Annotated in this window: 12 protein-coding genes; 5 read left to right on the top strand and 7 right to left on the bottom strand. The window is 38.5% G+C overall.

What is annotated here, in order from left to right; all coding sequences use genetic code 11:
- Positions 1 to 5 precede the first annotated feature (5 nt).
- Entirely contained in the window at positions 6 to 2,351 is a 2,346-nt protein-coding gene (locus tag B9Y81_RS06130) for a transglycosylase domain-containing protein (RefSeq protein WP_085536123.1), read from the bottom strand.
- Positions 2,352 to 2,728: 377 nt separating this feature from the next.
- On the opposite strand from B9Y81_RS06130, the gene B9Y81_RS06125 reads away from it, so the two are divergent.
- From B9Y81_RS06125 to B9Y81_RS06110, 4 genes are all read left to right on the top strand, one after another.
- Positions 2,729 to 4,270 carry a PepSY-associated TM helix domain-containing protein gene (locus B9Y81_RS06125; RefSeq protein WP_085536122.1) on the top strand — a complete coding sequence of 514 codons (1,542 nt, stop codon included), beginning with the start codon at positions 2,729 to 2,731 and terminating at the stop codon, positions 4,268 to 4,270.
- A 570-nt stretch (positions 4,271 to 4,840) separates the two neighbouring features.
- Positions 4,841 to 5,419: a sugar O-acetyltransferase gene (locus B9Y81_RS06120; RefSeq protein ID WP_085536543.1), complete on the top strand. Its 579-nt coding sequence runs from the start codon at positions 4,841 to 4,843 to the stop codon at positions 5,417 to 5,419.
- An 84-nt stretch (positions 5,420 to 5,503) separates the two neighbouring features.
- Positions 5,504 to 8,503 (top strand): tetratricopeptide repeat protein, encoded by a 3,000-nt coding sequence (locus B9Y81_RS06115; RefSeq protein ID WP_085536121.1) that lies wholly within the window; start codon positions 5,504 to 5,506, stop codon positions 8,501 to 8,503.
- Between the two features lie 9 nt (positions 8,504 to 8,512).
- Positions 8,513 to 10,264: a TonB-dependent receptor gene (locus B9Y81_RS06110; RefSeq protein ID WP_085536542.1), complete on the top strand. Its 1,752-nt coding sequence runs from the start codon at positions 8,513 to 8,515 to the stop codon at positions 10,262 to 10,264.
- A gap of 47 nt (positions 10,265 to 10,311) precedes the next feature.
- Here B9Y81_RS06110 and B9Y81_RS06105 read toward each other — a convergent pair whose 3' ends face one another.
- On the bottom strand, positions 10,312 to 10,575 hold the full coding sequence (locus B9Y81_RS06105; protein ID WP_085536120.1) for a tetratricopeptide repeat protein: 264 nt from the start codon (positions 10,573 to 10,575) through the stop codon (positions 10,312 to 10,314).
- Positions 10,576 to 10,734: 159 nt separating this feature from the next.
- Here B9Y81_RS06105 and topA point away from each other — a divergent pair, with 159 nt between their 5' ends.
- On the top strand, positions 10,735 to 13,080 hold the full coding sequence (gene topA, locus B9Y81_RS06100; protein ID WP_085536541.1) for a type I DNA topoisomerase: 2,346 nt from the start codon (positions 10,735 to 10,737) through the stop codon (positions 13,078 to 13,080).
- Between the two features lie 106 nt (positions 13,081 to 13,186).
- On the opposite strand, the gene B9Y81_RS06095 is transcribed toward topA, so the two are convergent.
- The 5 genes from B9Y81_RS06095 to B9Y81_RS06070 all read right to left on the bottom strand — a co-directional run bounded on the left by B9Y81_RS06095 (position 13,187) and on the right by B9Y81_RS06070 (position 21,814).
- Positions 13,187 to 13,426, bottom strand: a complete 240-nt coding sequence (locus tag B9Y81_RS06095; protein ID WP_085536119.1) for a GlsB/YeaQ/YmgE family stress response membrane protein — start codon at positions 13,424 to 13,426, stop codon at positions 13,187 to 13,189.
- Between the two features lie 305 nt (positions 13,427 to 13,731).
- Positions 13,732 to 14,409, bottom strand: a complete 678-nt coding sequence (locus B9Y81_RS06090; protein ID WP_085536118.1) for a DUF3823 domain-containing protein — start codon at positions 14,407 to 14,409, stop codon at positions 13,732 to 13,734.
- Between the two features lie 12 nt (positions 14,410 to 14,421).
- Positions 14,422 to 16,263 carry a RagB/SusD family nutrient uptake outer membrane protein gene (locus tag B9Y81_RS06085; RefSeq protein WP_085536117.1) on the bottom strand — a complete coding sequence of 614 codons (1,842 nt, stop codon included), beginning with the start codon at positions 16,261 to 16,263 and terminating at the stop codon, positions 14,422 to 14,424.
- A 12-nt stretch (positions 16,264 to 16,275) separates the two neighbouring features.
- Positions 16,276 to 19,440, bottom strand: a complete 3,165-nt coding sequence (locus tag B9Y81_RS06080) for a SusC/RagA family TonB-linked outer membrane protein (protein WP_085536116.1) — start codon at positions 19,438 to 19,440, stop codon at positions 16,276 to 16,278.
- A gap of 940 nt (positions 19,441 to 20,380) precedes the next feature.
- Complete coding sequence (locus tag B9Y81_RS06070; protein ID WP_085536114.1) at positions 20,381 to 21,814, bottom strand: glutamate synthase subunit beta; 1,434 nt, start codon at positions 21,812 to 21,814, stop codon at positions 20,381 to 20,383.
- Between the last annotated feature and the right edge of the window lie 9 nt (positions 21,815 to 21,823).

The raw sequence follows: 21,823 nt of genomic DNA, 5'->3' as shown, positions 1-21,823 counted from the left end.
ATTTATCAATCAAACATCTTATCGATGCCGCCGGTATCAGTCGGAACGTACTGTCGAACATTTTCATTCGTGCGAGCACATGGATTGGCGTATGCTTCCGGAATTTCAAATGCTTCATCTTCCGTGTAGCCTAATGTTTTATCAGCATATACTTTTTGCATGAATAATCCATAGATCGGTAAGGCCATAGCTGCTCCCTGCCCTTCTGAAATACGGTCGAAGTGGATCGAACGGTCTTCACCCCCAACCCAGCAACCGGAAACTAATCGTGGCGTAAAGGCCATGAACCAACCATCAGAGTGATTCTGAGAGGTTCCTGTTTTCCCTCCCATAGGTGCTTTTATACCATAGCGAAAACGAACACGGCTTCCCGTTCCTCCATCCATTACTTTTCGCATCATGTGCAGCATTTTGTAAGATGCATCTTCGGTCAGCACTTCATTGAAATGGGGTGTGAAATTTGCGATCGTATTTCCGAAAGAGTCTTCTATTCTGGTAACGAACAAGGGCTCTACACGGATCCCTTTATTGGGAAATACGCTATAACCGCTTACCATTTCAGATACAGAAACATCAGGCGTTCCCAAGCAAACGGCAACAACCGGATCTATCTTTGTTTTCAATCCGAAGGAGTGAAGCAAGCGAACAAAGGTATAAGGAGACAACTGTTTCATCAGGTAGGCAGTAACCCAGTTGGACGATTTTTGTAAACCCCATTCTATACTAACCATTTCACCTTCGTTTTCTTTCGTGGAGTTTTTTGGCTCCCAAGGTTTTCCGTTCTCATCGATCAATCGTTGCGGAACATGCAGCATCTTATCACAAGGACTGATTCCTTCAATCATTGCCAAAGAATATAAGAATGGTTTAATGGTAGATCCAACCTGTCTGCGTCCGGTACTTACCATGTCGTATTGGAAATACTTGTAATCGATACCTCCTACATAAGCCTTCACATGACCGGTATGCGCATCCATCGACATGAAAGACGAGCGCAAAATACTCTTATGATAGCGTATAGAATCCCAGGGAGACATAAGCGTATCAATGGCTCCTCCCCAACTAAACACACGCATATCCACCGGTTTTTTAAATTCTTTTTTAATCTCCTCGTCATTCATTCCGCCTTTCTTCATACCGCGGTAGCGATCTGTTTGCTTCATGGCATTGGTCATCATTGTATCTACTTGTCCAAGAGATACAGAACGGGAGAACGGCGCATAACTGCGACCGGATTTTTCACGATTAAACGCCGGCTGGATATCTGTTTTCATGTGTTGTTCCAATGATTCTTCGGCATATCGCTGCATACGGGAATCTATCGTAGTATAAATCTTCAATCCGTCAAAATAAATATTATAGTTATCGCCATTGCTCTTCTTATTTTTATTGCACCAACCATAAAGCGGATCAGTTGCCCAGGCAAGGGAATCTTCACTAAATCTTTGCATTTGCCAAGCCATATAGTTCTTTCTGTCCGGTTTTTTAGCAGTCATCACCATACGCAAGTATTCTCTGAAATACGGAGCAGGTCCTTCCTTATGATCTACAGAATTAAACCGCACAACCAAAGGTAACTGTGTTAACGAATCGCATTCTGCTGTCGTTAAATAACCGGCTTTTTCCATTTGTTTGAGCACCGTATTTCTACGTCCTACTGAGCGTTCATTAAATCTTTTAGCATTATAATAGGATGGGTTTTTACACATACCGACTAACGTAGCGGCTTCTTCTATTTTCAACGTTTTAGGCGTAGCATCAAAATAAACACGGGAAGCGGATTGAATGCCTACCGCATTATATAAGAAGTCAAACTTATCCAGATACATCGTCAGGATTTCCTCTTTCGTATAGAAACGCTCCAATTGAACAGCGATAACCCATTCGATGGGCTTCTGTAGTAATCGTTCTAAAATATTATCTGCACTCGGAGAATAAAGTTGCTTTGCCAACTGTTGCGTAATCGTACTGCCGCCGCCACCGCTTTTTTGCATTAAGATTCCTCTTTTTACAACAGCACGAAACAATCCCTGTACGTCAATACCGCTATGTTGGGCAAAACGCACATCTTCAGTTGCAACCAAGGCTTTCACCAATGCGGGAGAAAGATCATTGTAAGTTACACCTATACGGTTATCCTTAGCACTTGCATAACTGCCTAACAATCTTGCGTCGGAAGAAATAATTTGCGAAGCGTATTTGTCAATTGGATTTTCAAATTGTTCAACTTCCGGAACATAACCAATCGATCCTTTGGCTATAGCCACAAAAACCATCACAACAATACCTAAACCTACAGCGAAAACAATCCAACAAATTACAAGGATATGTTTTGTCCATTTAAAAGCCATCTTATACTAATTTCTTTTTCCTTTTTCAATTAACTAACATCTCAAGAGACAAAGGTAATAAAAACTATTGTCTACATACTTTTCCTGCTTTTTTTCGGCTTTCATTAATATCTTTTTTCACAATCCGAACAAGTGTAATATTTATTACTGTCATTTCATAAAATAATAGCTATACATCTGAAATACAATACATAACAAATTATAAAAGAGAACAAAATACTTATTAAAAGGTATTGCAACATAAGAATAAGACTTATATCTTCGCCGTCAATTAACAAATAATTAACACGCAAAGAAGAAAGAGAACTCCTATTCACCGGTCGTTTCACGTTGTTTGAATAGTTTTCTTCTATATACATTAATTATATACACAAAAGATGATGAAGGGGAAAAAGATGAGAAAATGGCATAAGTGGGGAGGATTAATATTCTCTTTCTTCTTCGTTATGTTCGCGATTTCCGGTATTTTTCTGAATCACAGAAAAACGATTGCCGAATTTGAGATTAGCAGATCTTTACTTCCATCCTCTTATCAGTATAAAAACTGGAACAACAGTGCAATTAAAGGAACGCTGAAAATCTCTCCCGACTCCATTCTTATGTTTGGAGGAGCCGGTATTTTTATATCCGATCCGGCTTTAACAGAACTACATCCCTATGGTAAAGGGCTGAAGAACGGAGCCGACAATCAACTCATCGGCAATGTGGTAAAAACCGCAACCGGAGCCGTTTTTTCCATTAGTACATTTGATCTTTACAGGCTTGATCAGGCAGAAAACTGTTGGAACAACTTGTCTTCCCTGATCGATACCGACGAACGTTTAAGTGATTTACAAGCAAAGGGCGACACCTTAGTTGTTCTTTCCAGATCGCATATATTTATTGCTACGGCTCCTTACTCTAAATTTTACAAAGTCGATTTAAAGGCTCCTTTCGGTTATAAAAAGGAAGCAACACTATTCCGCACCATGTGGACTTTGCACAGTGGGGAGCTGTTTGGTTTACCGGGTAAATTATTTGTCGATTTTTTAGGTCTAGTCTCGATCGTTTTATGTCTGACCGGAGTTGTTATAGCCTTTTTCCCGAAACTGATCAAGCGGCGCAAAAAGAAGCAAGAAGAGACTAAATCTTTTGTGCAAATACTCAAAAAATCTTTCCTGTTACATAATAAATTAGGTGTTTCATTACTTGTTTTCCTGATTATCCTTGTTTTATCGGGCACATTTTTACGGCCACCCTTGCTGATCGCGATTATACGCAATAAAGTGGCCACCCTTCCGGGTTCAATATTACACAGTAACAATCCTTGGTTTGATAAATTAAGATGCATCAGGTATGATGAATCCGCGAAAGAGTGGATACTCTATTCGTCGGATGGCTTTTATAAATTCGGTGATTTCCATGCACAGCCAAAGAAACTCCGCTTTTCGCCTCCTGTAAGTGTTATGGGCGTTACGGTGTTCGAAAAGCACGAATCCGGCATGTGGATCGTCGGTTCGTTTGGCGGACTTTTTTACTGGAACAAAGAAACAGGCAAAAGCATGGATGCTTATACACTAAGAGCCGCCACTATCCAACGAGGCGGTCCGCCCACCTTCACAAATGCGGTATCCGGTTATTCGGAAGATTTTTTTGATACACCGATTGCTTTCGACTATAACACAGGAGCAAGACCACTGAAAACCGGTTATGATTTTCCTGAAATGCCTGAAAGCATTATTAAAAGCAGCAAAATGTCTCTATGGCATTTATGTTTGGAAATACATGTCGGCCGGATTTATTCACCAATTATCGGCACGTTTTCCGATCTGTTTGTTTTCATTGCCGGATTATTCGGGTTGTTTATCCTTATTTCAGGCTATATTATTCTTAAAAGACGAGAGCAGAAACGAAAAACAAAGCCTATTCCGGAGAAATAATGAGTCAAAAAGAAAATCCGGTTGGTGTATGTAATTAACAATTCAGATTCACTTAAAAACAGAAGCGTTTTTTTTATAATACTATGTTTTTAAAAAGATATCCTTTATTTTTCAAAAAATATCCTTTATGTTTGGAAAAATAACCTTTGTATTTTTCGCAAATATAAGGCGTTGATTTACAGCGATATAAAAATCGGTCAAAAATAGTAAATTAAGCACTGTTTTTAACTTAAAAAACCAAAAAAACAGGTATTGCCAACCGGATACTCCCTTTGATCCGTGTTTATCCGCAATCCTTGTATTCTTGTCTTTATTCTGTTAATATCTTCGTTAAATAGGATGAATTTATATTTTTGTCTTTTAGAGCCTGTTTAAATTTTGCTCGTTGCTGTTTTGAGAATTGTTTTCGAGGATATTTTCTTGTTTTAAAGAGGAGCATAGCGGGCTATGTGACGAAATAAAACAAGGGAATAGACCGAAAAGAAACTCAAAACAGGACGAAAAAACAACATAATATTATTCTTTGGAAAATTTAAACAGGCTCTTAGTTATAAAAAGAATATAATGAAAATGAAAAGCGAAAAGGAAAAGGCAGCAGAAGGCATTCTTTATAATCCGAATAAAGATGCTCAGTTGCAGGATGAGATGTATCAAACTCGTTGTGCAACCTTTCGATATAACGCCCTCCCCCCGTGGGAACAACACGAACGTGATAAACTGATACGATCAATACTCAAAATAGGTAAAGACGCGATGATTCTCTCGCCGTTTTATTGTGATTACGGATCAAATATTGAAATCGGTGATCAGTTTTTCAGCAATATGAACTTGGTTATATTAGATGGTGCGAAAGTTACAATCGGAAACAATGTGTTTATTGCTCCCAATGTAGGTATCTATACTGCCGGACATCCGTTGGAGGCAGAACAACGGAATATTGGTTTGGAATATGCCTACCCGGTTTCTATCGGAAACAATGTTTGGATAGGTGCGCAAGCATGTATTTTGCCCGGTGTTAGCATTGGAGACAATACGGTGATTGGTGCGGGAAGTGTGGTTACTAAAGATATTCCGGCAAATGTATTGGCCGCAGGTAATCCGTGTAGGGTGATACGGGAAATTACGCCAAAACATAAAATAACCTATTAAGCCTATTTATTACGGGCTTATGTTTATATTTGCAATAGAGAACAGACGGGGCAAAACCGCCTTGTAACAAAAAGCTAGAGGCTGATGAAAAAAATTCTTATTTCACTGTGTGTTGTAGTAGGGAGCCACACAGTTTACGGGCAGCGCGATCACCAGTTTGACGCGGCAGACCGATTATTCGTTGAAGGTAAAGAGTTGTTTAATTTGAAAAATTATGCGGGCTGTATAGACAAGTTGCAAGCTTATAAAACAAAGGCAACTGATGCAGACCTGATCCAAGAGGCTGATTATATGTTGGTCGCGGCCGCATTTGAACAGGGACGCGCTAATGCGGACCTCTTACTAAAAGAATTTCTCGACACCTATCCCGATACCCGTCACGAACCTGTCGCCAATTTTATGATTGCGTCGATACATTTTGATCGCGAAGAGTATGAAAAGGCAATCTTCTGGTTTAACCGGTCAGACATCGACCAGTTAGGAACAGAACAGCAGGAAGCTTATTCTTTCCGCTTAGCCTATTCTTTATTACAGCAGGGAGAAAAAGATCAGGCGCGGAATTATTTTGCCAGAATCCAGCAAATCGGCAAGACCTACCATACGGCGTCTGCTTATTATGTGGCTTATCTTGATTATGCTGACGGAAATTATGATAAAGCATTGTCCGGATTCGCCAAGCTGAAAGACAAGAAAGAGTTTGGCTTACAGGCTCAATATTACACCACGCAAATTTATTTCATTCAAAACAAGTTCGACCGTGTAATAAAAGAGGGCGAAGCTTTATTAAGTGCCTATCCGAACGAATCAAATAATAATGAAGTACACCGAATTATCGGTAACTCGTATTACCGCCTTGGAGATCAGAATAAAGCAGCGGATCATTTATCTAAATATGTATCAACAACAAGCAATCCTTTGCGCGGCGATCTGTATATATTAGGTGTTTGCTATTTTAATAAAAACAATTACAACAGCGCGACGGATATGCTGGGGCGCGTAGTAACAAAGAGTGATGAGTTAACTCAGAATGCTTATTTATACCTTGGGCATAGCTATCTTAAACTGAATGACAAAAACAACGCGCGGATGTCTTTTGAAGCTGCCGCTACGGCAAACTTTGACAAGCAGGTAAGAGAAGTTGCCTTGTATAATTACGCCGTGCTTCTTCATGAAACGGCTTTTTCAGGTTTTGGTGAATCAGTAACTGTTTTTGAAGATTTTCTGAATGATTTTCCGAATTCAAAATACAATGATCAGGTGAACGATTACCTGACCGAAGTTTATCTGACAACTAAAAATTACAAAGCAGCGCTTACTTCGATTGACAAAATCAATCGTCCGGGAACAAAAATACTTGAGGCAAAACAAAATGTGCTATTCCAATTAGGAACACAGGCGTTTACCAATATGAACCTGGATGAAGCCGATGATTATTTCAATAAAGCGATAGCACTCGGCAACTATAATCAGGAAGCTCGCAACGACGCTTATTTCTGGAGAGGCGAAACAGCCTACCGGAAAGGATCTTTTGCTAAAGCCGCTGCCGATTACAATACGTATCTGAATAATACCCGTCTACGCGACACGGATATGTATGCTTTGGCTTATTATAACTTAGGATATAGCTATTTCAAGCAAAATCAATACAATGACGCTTTATCTCGCTTCCGCCAATACGTAGGGTTAGAAAAAAATCAACAAGCGGCATCTCACGCTGATGCCTATAATCGTATAGGAGACTGTTTGTTCTATAACAGACAATTCGCAGATGCCGAGGCAGCTTATTCCCGTGCCGCTTCTCTTCAACCTTCAGCCGGCGATTATGCTGTTTACCAGCGTGGATTCCTGATGGGTCTACAGAAGGATTACCGGGGTAAAATTAAAGCCATGGATCGTTTAATAAGCGATTATCCGCAATCACAATATGTAGATGATGCCCTGTTTGAAAAAGGACGCGCTTATGTGATGCTGGAAGAAAGCAAAGGGGCTTCCGAAGCGTTCAATTCATTGATCAGCACTTTTCCGCAAAGCAGTCTTGCCCGTAAGGCAGGTGTTCAGTTGGGTTTGCTTTACTACAATGACAACCAACTGGATAAAGCGGCAACCGAATATAAAAAGGTAATAAACAACTACCCCGGTAGTGAAGAAGCAAAAGTTGCTATTCAAGACCTGAAGTCTGTTTATATCGATATGAATGATATAAGTTCATACGCGGCTTATGTTAACTCTTTAGGTGGCAACACACGCTTTGAAGTAAGCGAACAAGACTCGCTGACTTACATCGCGGCCGAAAAGCTCTTTATGCGCGGCGACAATACCGGTGCAAAAAGAAGTCTTGAGAATTATCTGCAAACTTTCCCTGAAGGCGCATTTAGTTCAAGTGCTAATTATTACCTGGGTTCAATCGCGTTTTCACATAAAGAGTACGATCAGGCCATTCGTTTATTTGAGAAAGTGCTGGATAGTGGTGATCTGAAGTTCCGCGAAGAGGCATTAGCCCGCAAAGCGGAAATCGAATATTTGGAAAAAGACTATACCGAAGCATTAGAAAGCTTCAAAACACTTCTTGTAATAGCTGAAAAGCCGGAAAACAAGCAAGCAGCCAGTCTTGGTTTAATGCGAAGTGCTCAATATACAAACCAACCATTAGAAGCATTACAGGCAGCTAACCAATTACTTGAAGACCCCAAACTATCACCCGAAGTGCAAACCGAGGCCCGTTATATTCGTGCGAAAGCTTACATTGCCCAGAAACAAGAAAAGAAAGCACTGCCCGACCTTCAGGTGCTGAGCAAAGACACCCGTACGATACAAGGAGCAGAGTCTAAATATTTATTGGCGCAACTGTACTTCAATAATAACGAAGGAGATAAGGCTGAGAAAGAATTGATGAACTTCATTGAAAACGGAACTCCTCACCAATACTGGCTGGCTCGCGGATTCATTCTGCTCGCGGATGTTTACATTAGTCGTGACGATGATTTCCAGGCAAGACAATACCTGACCAGTTTGCAGAATAACTACAAAGGACAGGATGATATTATTGATATGATTGAAGACAGATTGGGTAAACTAAAGAAATAAATGAAAGCGATGAAGACGATATATAATGTAAAGGCATTATGCGTGGTAACAATGTTTGCCGTCGCAGGAACGATACAGGCGCAGGATGATAATTTGAAACGGGAATTAACGCTTGAACGTGAATATGACCCATCTGTACAGGATGCCAACAAGGTAAATACACTTCCGGATGTAAAGCAACCCGAAATTCAGAAAAAAGCGATCAGCTATTCAACCCAAACAGTTCCGACCGATCCTGAAGCAGAAATAAGCCTTCTGCCTTCCGGAAAAATAATGACAGATATTCTGTATAACAAAAACCGGGGGTATCTAAATGCCGGAGCAGGAACGAATCTGAATATTAATGGTGATTTCGGATATCATTTCCTCAATACGGACAAAGACCAGTTAAACCTCTTCTTTTCTCACCGCTCAAGTAGTGGAAAGCACGAATACTTACAAGGTGAAAAACTGAAACAAAAAGTGCATCTGAACGATAACCTGGGCGGTTTGAATTATATGCATAATTCCGGTAAAGCCAGTATGAAGCTGGGGGCCCGTTACGGATATAGCGCATTTAACTATTTCGGATATAATGAAAGCATAGGGCTTACTTCGCCCGCAACATTTGGCATAGACACCAAACAGGTAAATCAGCAAATCGGATTTAATGCGGGAGTAGAGTCTCACGAAGGAGCGCCTTTAGGCTACTTATTGGAAATCGACTACACCAATTTTTCGCACAAGTACGGTTTGTCTGAAGATATCGACGGCATAAAAGAAAATACGATTGGTGTAAAAGGCGGAATGAATGCGCTTTTCGGTGGTAATCAGCAAATCGGAGTGTTCGGAAAATTGGAATTTCTGAATTACAGTCTCCCTACCCTACCTTCAGGCTATCTACCCGAACTTGAGTTTGAAAACCATGCTGAGATTACTCTTTCGCCCTATTATAAAGTAGAAGGAGACATTTGGAAGATCAAGTTAGGGGCTAATGTTATGTTTATTACCGGAAATCACGATAAAGTATTCGCTTCGCCTAATATTGCGGCAGATGTAACGATTGCAGACAAAACGGTGCTTTACCTGAACGCAGACGGAAAAATCCAATCCAACAGTGCTTATGAGCTTTCACTTCGGAACCGTTATGTAAATCCTTGGTTTGATGTGCGTCCTTCACGAACTTGGTTAGATAGCAAAGTTGGTTTGAAGAGCGGCGTTGCTCCGGGATTCTGGTTTGATGTATTCGCCGGTTATAAAGCAACAGATGATGATATTTTATTTATTCAGACTGTTGAAGACAGCTATATTAACTATAGCATTTCCGATTATTATAATACAAAACTCCTCTTTGCCGGTGCCGAATTAAAATACAATTATCAAAACGTATTTGAATTCTCGCTTAAAGGAGTGTTTAACAATTGGGATGTTAAGGAAACATCTTCATGGGAAGGTGGTCCTGCTCCAAAATTTGAAGCTTATGGTCGTCCGAAAACGGAGGTAACCGCGTTAATCGATGTGCGTCCGGTAGAAAAGCTAACGGTAAGTGCCAAATATTATCTTGGAACAGGAAGAAAAACAGTGCAATACAAGTTGAGTCAATGGGATCCGATTGATATGAAAAACATCAACGAACTGAATGTAACAGGTCTTTACAACATTACATCGAATGTCGGTGTATATGGACAGTTGAATAATCTGTTATTTCAGAAATACGATTTGCTGCACGGCTATCCGGCTCAAGGATTTAACGCGATGGTCGGTGTAAATATAAATTTCTGACCCTGATTATAAAACAAAAAAGCCCGCTACAAACGGGCTTTTTTGTTTTAATGATTATACATATCTTTATTGTAGAATTCCATTATTTTCATCAGCATAGCATGTGCCTGCTTTGCCGGGCTTTCCGGATTAAGTTCTATCGCATTAAGGTAACTGTTCAAAGCCTGCCTGAAATCGCCTTTTTTACTGTATGCGTTACCTCTGAGAAAATAAGCTTCGTCTGATTCCGGATGTTGTATCAGATAATCATTCAGTAGAAGAATAACCTCCTCGAACTCTCCTTCCGCTATCATTTTTTTTAATTTATCCATCTTGTCATTCTCCGATTATTTAGTCACAAAAGTAGTTTATATACCGATAAAAGTATTTGTTTGAAGAAGCAAAATACCGTTTTTTTTATTTTCTATACTTCCTTACGTTAATTATTTATGTATGTTTGCACTCGATTTCAAACAAGAATGAATGAGAATATGCAGAAAAACCTGGTAATAGTCGAATCCCCGGCCAAAGCAAAGACAATAGAGAAGTTCCTTGGAAAAGATTTCAAAGTAATGTCCAGTTACGGTCATATACGAGATTTGAAAACAAAGGAATTTAGTATTGATTTTGATAACAATTACGCACCCGAATATGTGGTTCCAACAGATAAGAAAAAGCTTGTTTCCGAGTTAAAATCAGAGGCTAAAAAGGCAGATATGGTATGGCTCGCTTCCGATGAAGACCGTGAAGGAGAAGCTATTTCCTGGCATTTGGCAGAAGTACTCAAGCTTGATCCCAAGAAGACAAAGCGTATTGTTTTTCACGAAATCACAAAAAATGCTATTCTGCATGCGATTGAAACTCCCCGTGAAGTAAATATTGATTTGGTGAATGCGCAGCAAGCACGCCGTGTACTGGATAGAATTGTAGGATTTGAACTTTCGCCTATTCTTTGGCGGAAAATTAAACCCGCCTTGTCTGCCGGTCGCGTTCAATCTGTTTCTGTGCGTTTGATTGTTGAGCGGGAAAGAGAAATCAATAACTTCGTATCTGAAGCGTCATTCCGGGTTATCGCGACTTTCATCCTTCCGGACGGTTCTACTTTGTTAAAAGCAGAACTTAACAAACGTTTGAAGAATAAAGAAGAAGCACACGCGTTTTTGCAGGATTGTAAAGACGCGTCGTTTGTAATTGAAGACATTACGACTAAACCGGTTAAGAAAACACCTGCAGCTCCATTTACAACATCTACCTTACAACAAGAGGCTGCTCGTAAACTTGGTTTTTCTGTTTCACAGACAATGATGATTGCACAACGCCTTTATGAATCCGGGTTTATCACTTATATGCGTACCGACTCGGTTAATCTGAGTGATTTAGCTTTAGGCACTTCAAAAGAAGCAATCATCAATACCTATGGAGAAAAATATTATAAATTCCGCCAGTACCATACAAAGAGTAAAGGTGCGCAGGAAGCTCACGAAGCAATCCGTCCGACTTTTATAGCCAACTCAGACGTTAGCGGAAGTGCGCAAGAAAAGAAACTTTATGATCTGATCCGCAAACGTACGATTGCTTCTCAAATGGCAGATGCGGAATTAGAACGAACAACTATATCTGTATCTATTTCGGGTAAAAAAGAAAAGTTTACAGCCACTGGAGAAGTTATCACCTTCGATGGATTTCTTTTGGTGTATCGTGAAGATAACGATGACGAACACCACGAAAAAGAAGAAAATGGCATCCTGCCTCCGGTTAAGGTAAAGGAAGTATTAACCGCTCAGGACATTGTAGCTACCGAACGTTTTACACAACGCCCTCCTCGTTATACAGAAGCCAGTTTGGTACGTAGTCTGGAGGAATTAGGAATAGGACGTCCTTCTACTTATGCCCCCACAATTCAGACCATTCAAAACAGAGAATATGTTTTGAAAGGAGACAAAGAAGGTGTTGAACGTAAATATAACGTGATCACACTGGCCAAAGGAAGCATCAAAGAAATAGAGAAAAAAGAAATTGCAGGAGCCGACAGAAACAAACTTATTCCAACGGATATAGGTATTGTAGTAAATGACTTTTTGATGGAATATTTCCCGGCTGTAATGGATTACAACTTCACAGCCAGCGTTGAAAAAGAATTTGACGTAGTTGCTGAAGGCGAAATGAAATGGACGGACGTAATCGATAAATTCTATAAATTCTTCCACCCGATTGTTGAAGAAACAACGGCTATCAAAACAGAACATAAAGTAGGAGAACGCGAGTTAGGTATTGACCCGAAAAGTGGAAAGCCTGTTTTTGTAAAGATAGGTCGTTACGGTCCACTTGCTCAGATAGGACAGGCTAATCCCGAAGACAAAACAGCCCCTAAGCCTCAATTTGCTTCTCTGATGAAGAATCAGTCTATCGAAACAATAACGCTTGAGGAAGCACTTAAACTATTTGATCTGCCCCGTACTATCGGAGAGTTTGAAGAGAGTGAAATGGTTGCGGCAATAGGCCGGTTCGGACCATTTATACGTCACGCAGGAAAGTTTGTGTCTATTCCTAAAACACTTGATCCGCTTTCAATCACCGAAGAAGAAGCGATTGAATTGATCAAAGAAAAGCGAGAAAAAGAGGAGAAACGCAATATAAAGAAGTTTGACGAAGAACCGGAAATGGAGATTCTCAATGGACGCTTTGGTCCGTATATTGCCTTTAAAGGTAAAAACTACAGACTTCCAAAGTCTGTAACCAAACCCGAAGAACTCACACTCGAGGAATGTAAAAAAATAGTAGAATCCACAGCAGATAAACCTGCAGCAAAAAAGCGGACTGCCAAAAAGAAATCCTGATCAATGAAATCAGTATAAAAAAAATAGAGAGGATGTCTCCGAGGGCATTCTCTCTTTTTATTTCTCAAAGACGTGCTTTGCAGAATTACGTTGATTACTCCTGTTGTTATTTCTTAAATAAAGAAGCAATCCAAAGTAGCAAAACGGCACCAACAGTAGAAGTTACTAAACTGCCTACAATACCGGTTGTCGATAGTCCTAAAAGACCGAAAACCCAACCTCCTAACACACCACCGACAATACCCAACAAAAGGTTCACTACTATACCAAAACCACCACCACGCATAATCTTACCGGCTAAATAACCGGCAACAATTCCAATTAAAATATACCAAATAAATCCCATACAAATATAATGTTTGTTTACTATAGAACAGATGGCCCTATTTAAAGTTCAATAAAAAATACATCCTTATATTTTCCCGAAAAATTCAACGCGAAAAGCAACATTTATCTTGATATTATGAAACAAGTTGATACAAAACAAAAAAGAAATCTATCAAAAACTCAAATTAACGGAAAATGAACGACATTTTAAGGCTGTTATGATTTAGATTCCTTAATCACACAATAAGAGAGGGTATTCTTTGCTGTGAATACCCTCAATGAAATAAATTTTTCTTAGCTAAACAGTACTACTAATTTCGTTGATTAGTTTAGTATAATTTTTTGAGTTTGTGTATAGTAGAATTCGCTCGATTTATTTGATCGAACACCAATACGTACGAATAAATAATCAGTCGATGATATTTCTTTAGGCAAAACAGCAATCATTTCAAATTCCTGACCTAATATTATTGATTCAACATCAGCGTTTACAACATATTCATGTTTATTCTGATCTGTCAATATATTTTTCCCCAAAAATAGACGAACTTCAGCCAAGTTTGATTCTTGAACAATTTTATCGACAATGAATTTTGCAGAAATATTTCCTGAACTATTTTTTTGAAAACTCTCATTCCGTACAATTAAGTATGGTATTACTTCAATATCTTTGATCGTATTTCCTTTCACGTCTATAATTACAGTATCATTTGATTGAGGTTCCCATGGCGCTCCAGAAAGTCTTACCAACTTATATTTTCCGTTGAATAATGCTGCTGAATAACTACCGTCATGTGCAATATAAACTGGAATTTTTGTGTATAATGCATGTCCACTTTCCCAAAGTTCTAACTGTGGTCCATTGGTACGTACACCTACAGGATTTCCTTGAAATACTACCTTGCCAGTCAACATAGCCTTTGGTTGATCAAAATCGTCATATTCACAACTTGTTAATGTTATAAATATTAATACAATGATATTTATAAATTTTGTTTTCATATCTTTCTTGTTTTAATGAAATGGATTTTTAATAAGTTTAGGATTATTATCCAACACTTTCTGTTCGATTGATGAATAATAGTTTGCCGGTCTGAAAAACCTAGCTTTTTTAAATCTAGTCGGTTTCATTCTTTCAAAAATATATTTACCATCATTCTCATGTCCAGGTCTGCAAATTCTATAAGGATATAACCCATGAACTACTGCATTTACATCAGAATCTTGCCCGTTTAATATCTTATCTGCAATTCTCCAACGTTTTAAATCAAAGAAACGATGATCTTCGAAAGCAAGTTCCACACGACGTTCATTCTGTATAATATCAATAGTAAGGTCTTCAATACTATTTGCAGGAAATCCTCCATGCTTTTCTCTTATAGTATTAATATAATCTTTCGATTTTGGCAACCCTAACTCAAAAGCAGCCTCTGCTGCATTTAAGTAGATTTCTCCTAAACGGAACCAAACCCACCAATTTGATGCCAAGCTCGGACGAACGCCATCCTGCGCATTCTCACTGACATATTTGCGAATATAAAACCCAGTATTACTTACGTACTGATCATTGTCTCTGGGACCATCAAATCCGGTAAGCGTTTTTCCATCATCATAAATAGTTCCCAAATCTCCTACTCTGAAACTATATCTGTCATTTTCCCAAACAGCTACCCCTGCTTGTATATCTACGGTTTGTGAACGAAAATTACTTCCAGGATAAACCACTGTGCCGTATAAACGCATATCTTTATTAGCAAATATGTCAGACATATTTTCATAAGCGATATAATTCCCGACAGCGTCTTTATCTCGTAAAGTTCCTTTACTCCCGTCAAGATAATCAAAACACTCAACAAGACTTAAAGAAGGGCTTAACATTGAAGAGCCTTCAATATCTGATCTAAAACTCCTGACCACATTTTCATAAGTAAAACCATGCACTTTACCGGTCATGAAATCTTTTGCAAAAATGACTTCTGATACAGATTTATCCATAAATAATTTATAAAAACTTTCACCTTTTGAAACTCCTACCGGATTATAAAGGGTATATTCGGAAGAAGCGATAATAGCCTCCGAAGCCGTTAATGATTTTTGATAATATTCATTAGCTCTATCTTCCGGTATGCCAATTTCACCACCAGGAGTTGATATAGGGGCTCCCATCTGACTGTTATATTTTGCAATTGAAGCGGCGTAAAGCATAACCCTACTTTGTAATGCAAGAGCTGTGTATTTATTTGCGCGTGTTCTACTTCCTTGTGTTTGAATAAAATCATCTTGAATTATTTGTATTTCATCGTAAATAAAATCATATATTTCAGCCTCTTTTGCTCGTGGCATTTGTAAGGATGTAGGATCACCACTACCGTCATAAATCAACTGTGTAGTTACAAGAGGTACTCCTCCCATACGTTTTACCAATTCAAAATAAACATATGCTCTAAGGAATCGAAACTCTGCTTTAAATTGTTTTTTCTGTAAATCAGTTAATTTTTGGCTATACAACTCCATATTCTCCATTGCCAGATTGATATCGCGAATAAATTTATAATCCCAATAACGACCATAATCGTCAGCATAGTTAAAATCATTTCGTGAATTCTGGTCCACATGACCAGACCACATCGCATCATCTAATTCAGCATTAGTTCCTGTATTAAAAACTCCTGCTAATTGTGGAAGTCTATCATAATAGTTTGCCAAAAGTCCTAAAATCATATTCGGATCATTCCATAATTGTTCATCTGTTATACGGTCTTTTGGTGTTCTCTGCAGCCAAGAATCTTCATTACAACAAGTGAAGTGACCTATGACCATAAATGAAATCAATATATATAAAATTTTATTTTTCATAATTGTATGCTTTTAAAATGTCACATTAAATCCGACCATAAATGTTTTTTGTTGAGGATAAACAACAGCAGCTCTTGCTTCTATTTCCGGATCTATCTCATATTCACTCATATTGTCAATACAAAACAGATTAGATGCGCTTACATATACTCGTAGTCTTGAAATACCAACTTTATTAATAACTTTCTTAGGTAAATTATAACCAAACTCAAGGTTTTTCAATCGTAAGAAACGAACATCTTTTAACCAGAAATCACTATTTCTTCCATTATTAACACTGGTTCCTTTTCTAATGGCCGGGTATTTTCCCGGAATCCATTCGCTATTAGAGTCATAAGGATCTGCGCGATGCCAACGGTCTTCAAGAAGATAAGCTGGAGAATTACCGCCGGCATGGAACGGATTCCTTAATTCATAATCTTGACACCAAGACTGCATGGAAGCTCCAGCAAAATCCATATTTAAATCAAAATCTCTCCACTGCAATCCAATATGCCCACCATAACTAAGCATTGGAGCCCATCCTGTTGGATAACCAATAGGTCTTTCATCCATACTATTAATCACACCGTCACCATTCACATCTTTATAAATGATATCTCCCGGAAGTTGCGTTCTATTATTCTGTCCATCATTATCAATAGGATAATTTCGGATCTCTTCTTCAGATTGGAAACGACCTATAGCCTGATACCCCCACCAGATACCTCCCCAACGATCTTCTATTGAATATCGATATTCATTCCAGGAATTTCCAAAACGAGGTTTATACGTTTCAATATTTCTAAAACGCGAATATGTAAAGTTTGCACCAATCGTATAATCAAGTTCTCCAATTTCATCCGAATATGAAATCATACCTTCAAGACCTCTATAAGCATTTTTATTTAGATTTTCGTTTGGAAGATCATAACCTACTTCACTTGGAAGTAATACGTCATAACGGGCAGCCGGTATTCCTGATATAATTTTCGTAAATAAATCTGATGATACAGACAATTTATTATCAAAAAATTTCATATCTACTCCCAAATTATACATTGTATTTTTCTCCCACGACAAATTAGTCACAGGCATGCCTCGTGGTTTTAATCCAATTACATAATCACCGTCAAGCACGGCACCTCCGCTGTTATAATCATATCCTCCAATATAACCGAACATATTTACTCCTGCTTCACTACCAGTCTGACCAACTGAACCTCTAAGCTTCAAATCTGATATAACTTTTTTTATATTTAAGAAAAATGTCTCATCAGATATTCTCCATCCGGCAGAAACACCCGGAAAAAAGCCCCAACGTTTTCCCGGAGCATATAAGTATGAAGCATCATATCTGGCAAGAAATTCAAGCATATATTTATCTCTATAACTGTAGTTAAGACGAGCAATATAACCAGATCTTGCCTCATAATTCCAACCTTCTCCATATCCTGTAAGCTCAGGTAGTGTTTTAAACGGAATGTAGTTATTTGTGGGAGCTGTATTAGACCATTTCGTTGATCTGTCATAATCGGATCTTTCATAAGCAAACACAGTCGATAAGTTATGATCACCGAATGATTTTGTATAGTTTAATTGAAACTGCCCATAGCGTGCTAATACATTTGCATCTGCCTCATATCTCCATCTTGCACTCTGACCTCCTCCTAGGTTATATGTATCTGAGATTTTATCATATGTATAGAAATCATATGAATATTGAAATCCATTAAAATCAAGATGTGTATAATTATGAGAATAAGTAAACTTTGCTGACAAGCCGAAATCAAATTTGTACTCTCCGTATAAATTAATATTAATGTTTTTCGTAAAATTGTCTTTATACCCTGCAATATCCCTACTAAAAAGAGCTGGGTTCAAATCAGGTCTATTCGGAATAGCATTCATATACTGAGGGTTATCGTTGGCATATGGACCATATGTAGGAATACTACTAAATAGTGATAAAATAGAAGAAAAATAACCATCACCACCCGGAAGTCCTACATCTCTTGTATCTTCCATTCTCGCACTTGTTTGTGTTCCAATCGTAAGCCTCTTATTTATCATAGTTTCAATATTAACCTGTAAGTTAGTTCTCTTATAATCAAAATCCTTCATCATTGCTTCTTGTCCTGTATGAGCGAGCGAAATATAATAGTTAGAACGCTTTGATCCTCCTGTAATGTTTGCATTGATATTATATTGTGGTACATTTTTTCGCATAATAATATCGTAATAATCATAGCTTTTATATCCCTCTTCTGTTCCATTCATCCATTTGTCAAGTTCTTCTCTAGAGTATAATCTACTTGGGTCTTTTCCGTCATTTTGTTCAGCCTCAACCAAGCCTCTCACATACTGTCCGGCATTAGCTAATTGAGGAAACCGAGTCAGGTTTTGCCATCCATAATGTCCATTTACATTGACACTCACTTTGTCCTCTTTTAATCCTCTCTTTGTGGTAACCAGAACTACACCATTAGCAGCACGCAAACCATATACGGATGCCGAAGCATCCTTTAGTATTGATATACTTTCAATATCTTCCAAACTCAATGCATTAAAAGCATCTTCTCCAGATACGTTAGATGTACCTAACCAGTCCCTACCAGTAGCTCCTCCATAAGGAATGCCGTCAATCACAAACAATGGCTTGCCCATATTTCGTATTTCTACATTTATTCCTCGACCTGGACGTGAATCAATTGCTCTGGTTGACACACCAGCCATTTTACCACTGAGTGCACCAGCAGTAGTAGTAGAAGAAGATCTCGCTATAGCTTCTGAATTAACACTACTGATAGCTGTTGTTACACGTCTCTTTGACTGAGATCCATAACCTACAACAATTACTTCTTCAAGAGCTTCGGTATCTTCTAACAATGTAACATCAATGACTTTTCTCCCGTTGATATTAATCTCTTGAGAAGCATAGCCAATATAAGTAAACACAATAGTTTTTTCTCCTTGTACATCCAATGTGTACATTCCATTTAGGTCGGTTATTGTACCTGTACCCGGCAAGTCTTTAACAACAACGTTTACTCCGATCAAAGGATCACCAATCTGATCAATCACTTTTCCGGAAACGATCTGACTTTGTGATAATACAGCATAGTTTTCTGTAAAAACTAATAGAAATGCTAACAAAAAACCATACCACTTGTGTGGTTTTAATACATGTTTTCTCATAAAACAACAGCATTTAAGGTTAATAATTAATGAAAAAATAATAGAAAATAAATGTTTGTATTTATTAACTTGAATTAGAAGCTACCATTATAGATAGCTTATTCTCCTTATTACTTTCTGTATTAAATTGAATAGTTAATCTTTTATTATGGTTTACTCTAACAGTTAAGGAATTCACGTAAAAGAGCAAATACTATGTAAAATGATATCTTAATACTATTTGTTAATTCAGTACAATTAATTTAGTGGTATTGTCACAAGTGTTTCCAGGTAATCTAATGCTAAGTTTCCCGATTTTATGGTTGACAATCTGAATACGTTTCAAAGTTTTAGTTACATCATTATACCCTCCATTAGTGTTTGGTATTTCAGTATTTTCTCCAACCAATAACTCACCATATAAATTTAGTACCATTTGAACTTTCTGTTGAACATAGATAATTAACAGACAAAATAACAAAAGCAAGCATGTCCATAGTTGTCGAAGTTTATTCATAATATTATAAATTAAGATTTAACAAATAAAAGAGTATATCATACACGCATTTGGCAAATGTAAATAAAACACTTTTATATTTATATTTTTTTTGTACTTATTTTTTTGATTAATTGTACATTTAACATTTAAGTTATTTTTTATAGTTCTAGGTAAAAAGAATACAAAACCAACCTTAACATATTCAACTTAAAAAGGAACCACCATTTATTGTGTCTTTTCTGTTCATTGGTATTTGTTATTAGGTGTAACTATTTTGATATATGGACAGTACAAACGCTGGGATTATTTTGGTTTTGGAAAGAAGCGTTCCATGCCAATGCTTCCGTGGTTTAACTAACTACACTTGGAATTTTGGGAACGCTGTGGGCGGCTTAAGTCATTTCATTATCTGATACTGGCAAGTTTGAGTGTGTCGATCCAGTTGTAGCCTACGCCATCGTTTTAATGGGATACTTCATTTTTTAGATAGGCATGTATCGCATCGGCTGCTTTGTGTCCGGAGGCCATTGCGCGTACAACCAGACTTGCACCGGTGGTTGCATCGCCACAGGCAAATACTTTATTTATTGCTGTACGCCCCTGCTTGTTAACGACAATATTTTTACGCGCATCAGTAGCCAGAGATAATTCGGCAACGAGTCCTTCTTGTTCCGGATGCATAAAGCCCATGGACAGGAAAACAAGGTCAACCTCAATAACTTCTTTCTTTCCGGTTAGTCGCATTTCCGGACGTCCGCCTGTGGCTGGTGTTATCCACTCAACTTCTTCTACTTCAACGGCACGAAGCATATTGCGTTCACCTATAAATCGGTTTGTTGCAATATTCCAACGACGTTCACAACCTTCTTCATGACTGCTGCTTGTTTTCAACACGTTTGGATACATTGGCCATGGAGTGGCGGCATTATGTTTTACAGGAGGTTTGGGCATAATCTCAATTTGCATAATGCTTTTTGCTCCGTGACGGTTGGAAGTGCCTACACAATCGCTGCCCGTATCACCACCACCAATTATCAACACACGTTTATCTTTGGCATTGATCTGATTTTTCGACGGCACGGAGATTCCTTCCAATACCCTGTTTTGCTGACCAAGAAACTCCATAGCAAAATGAATTCCTTTCAGGTTTCGACCTTCAATGGGTAAGTCGCGGGCAACTTCTGCTCCAATGGCAACGCATACAGCATCAAAACGACTGACTACTTCGGCCGCAAGAATCTCTTTTCCCACCATCGTATTGGTTTTGAAAATTATTCCTTCGGTCGTCATTAAGTCAATACGGCGTTGCACAATTTTTTTTGAGAGTTTAAAATTAGGTATACCAAAGCGTAGCAGTCCTCCGGGCAACTCGTCTTTTTCAAAAACAGTAACTGTATATCCCTTTCTATTCAATTGATTAGCTACGACCAAACCGGCAGGACCACTACCGATAACAGCTACTGTTTTGCCGTTGCGTGGGGGGATTTCTACTTCCACAAAGCCTTCTCTAAAAGCTGCCTCGGCGATTGAGGCTTCATTCTCACGAATGGTAACAGGCTCGTCGGCACTCAGTTGGAGCACACAACTTTTTTCGCACGGAGCCGGACATATACGTCCGGTAAATTCCGGAAAATCGCAAGTGAGTGATAATACATGGTAGGCTTCTTTCCATCTACCTTGATAGAGCAACTCCTGCCATTCGGGCTGCTTATTGCCCACCGGACAGGCCCAATGGCAAAAAGGTATACCGCAATCCATACACCGTGACGCTTGTTTACGACGGTCGCTTGTGTTAAGTGTTTGTTCTACTTCGCTGTAATCTTCTATCCGTTCCAATACCGGACGATAACCGGCTTCCTGCCGGGGTATATATATAAATGCTTTCGGATTTCCCATTTTACAAGA

It is taken from the genome of Massilibacteroides vaginae (assembly GCF_900178525.1).
Classification (GTDB): domain Bacteria; phylum Bacteroidota; class Bacteroidia; order Bacteroidales; family Tannerellaceae; genus Massilibacteroides; species Massilibacteroides vaginae.
This window is presented reverse-complemented; position numbering and strand designations above follow the sequence as displayed.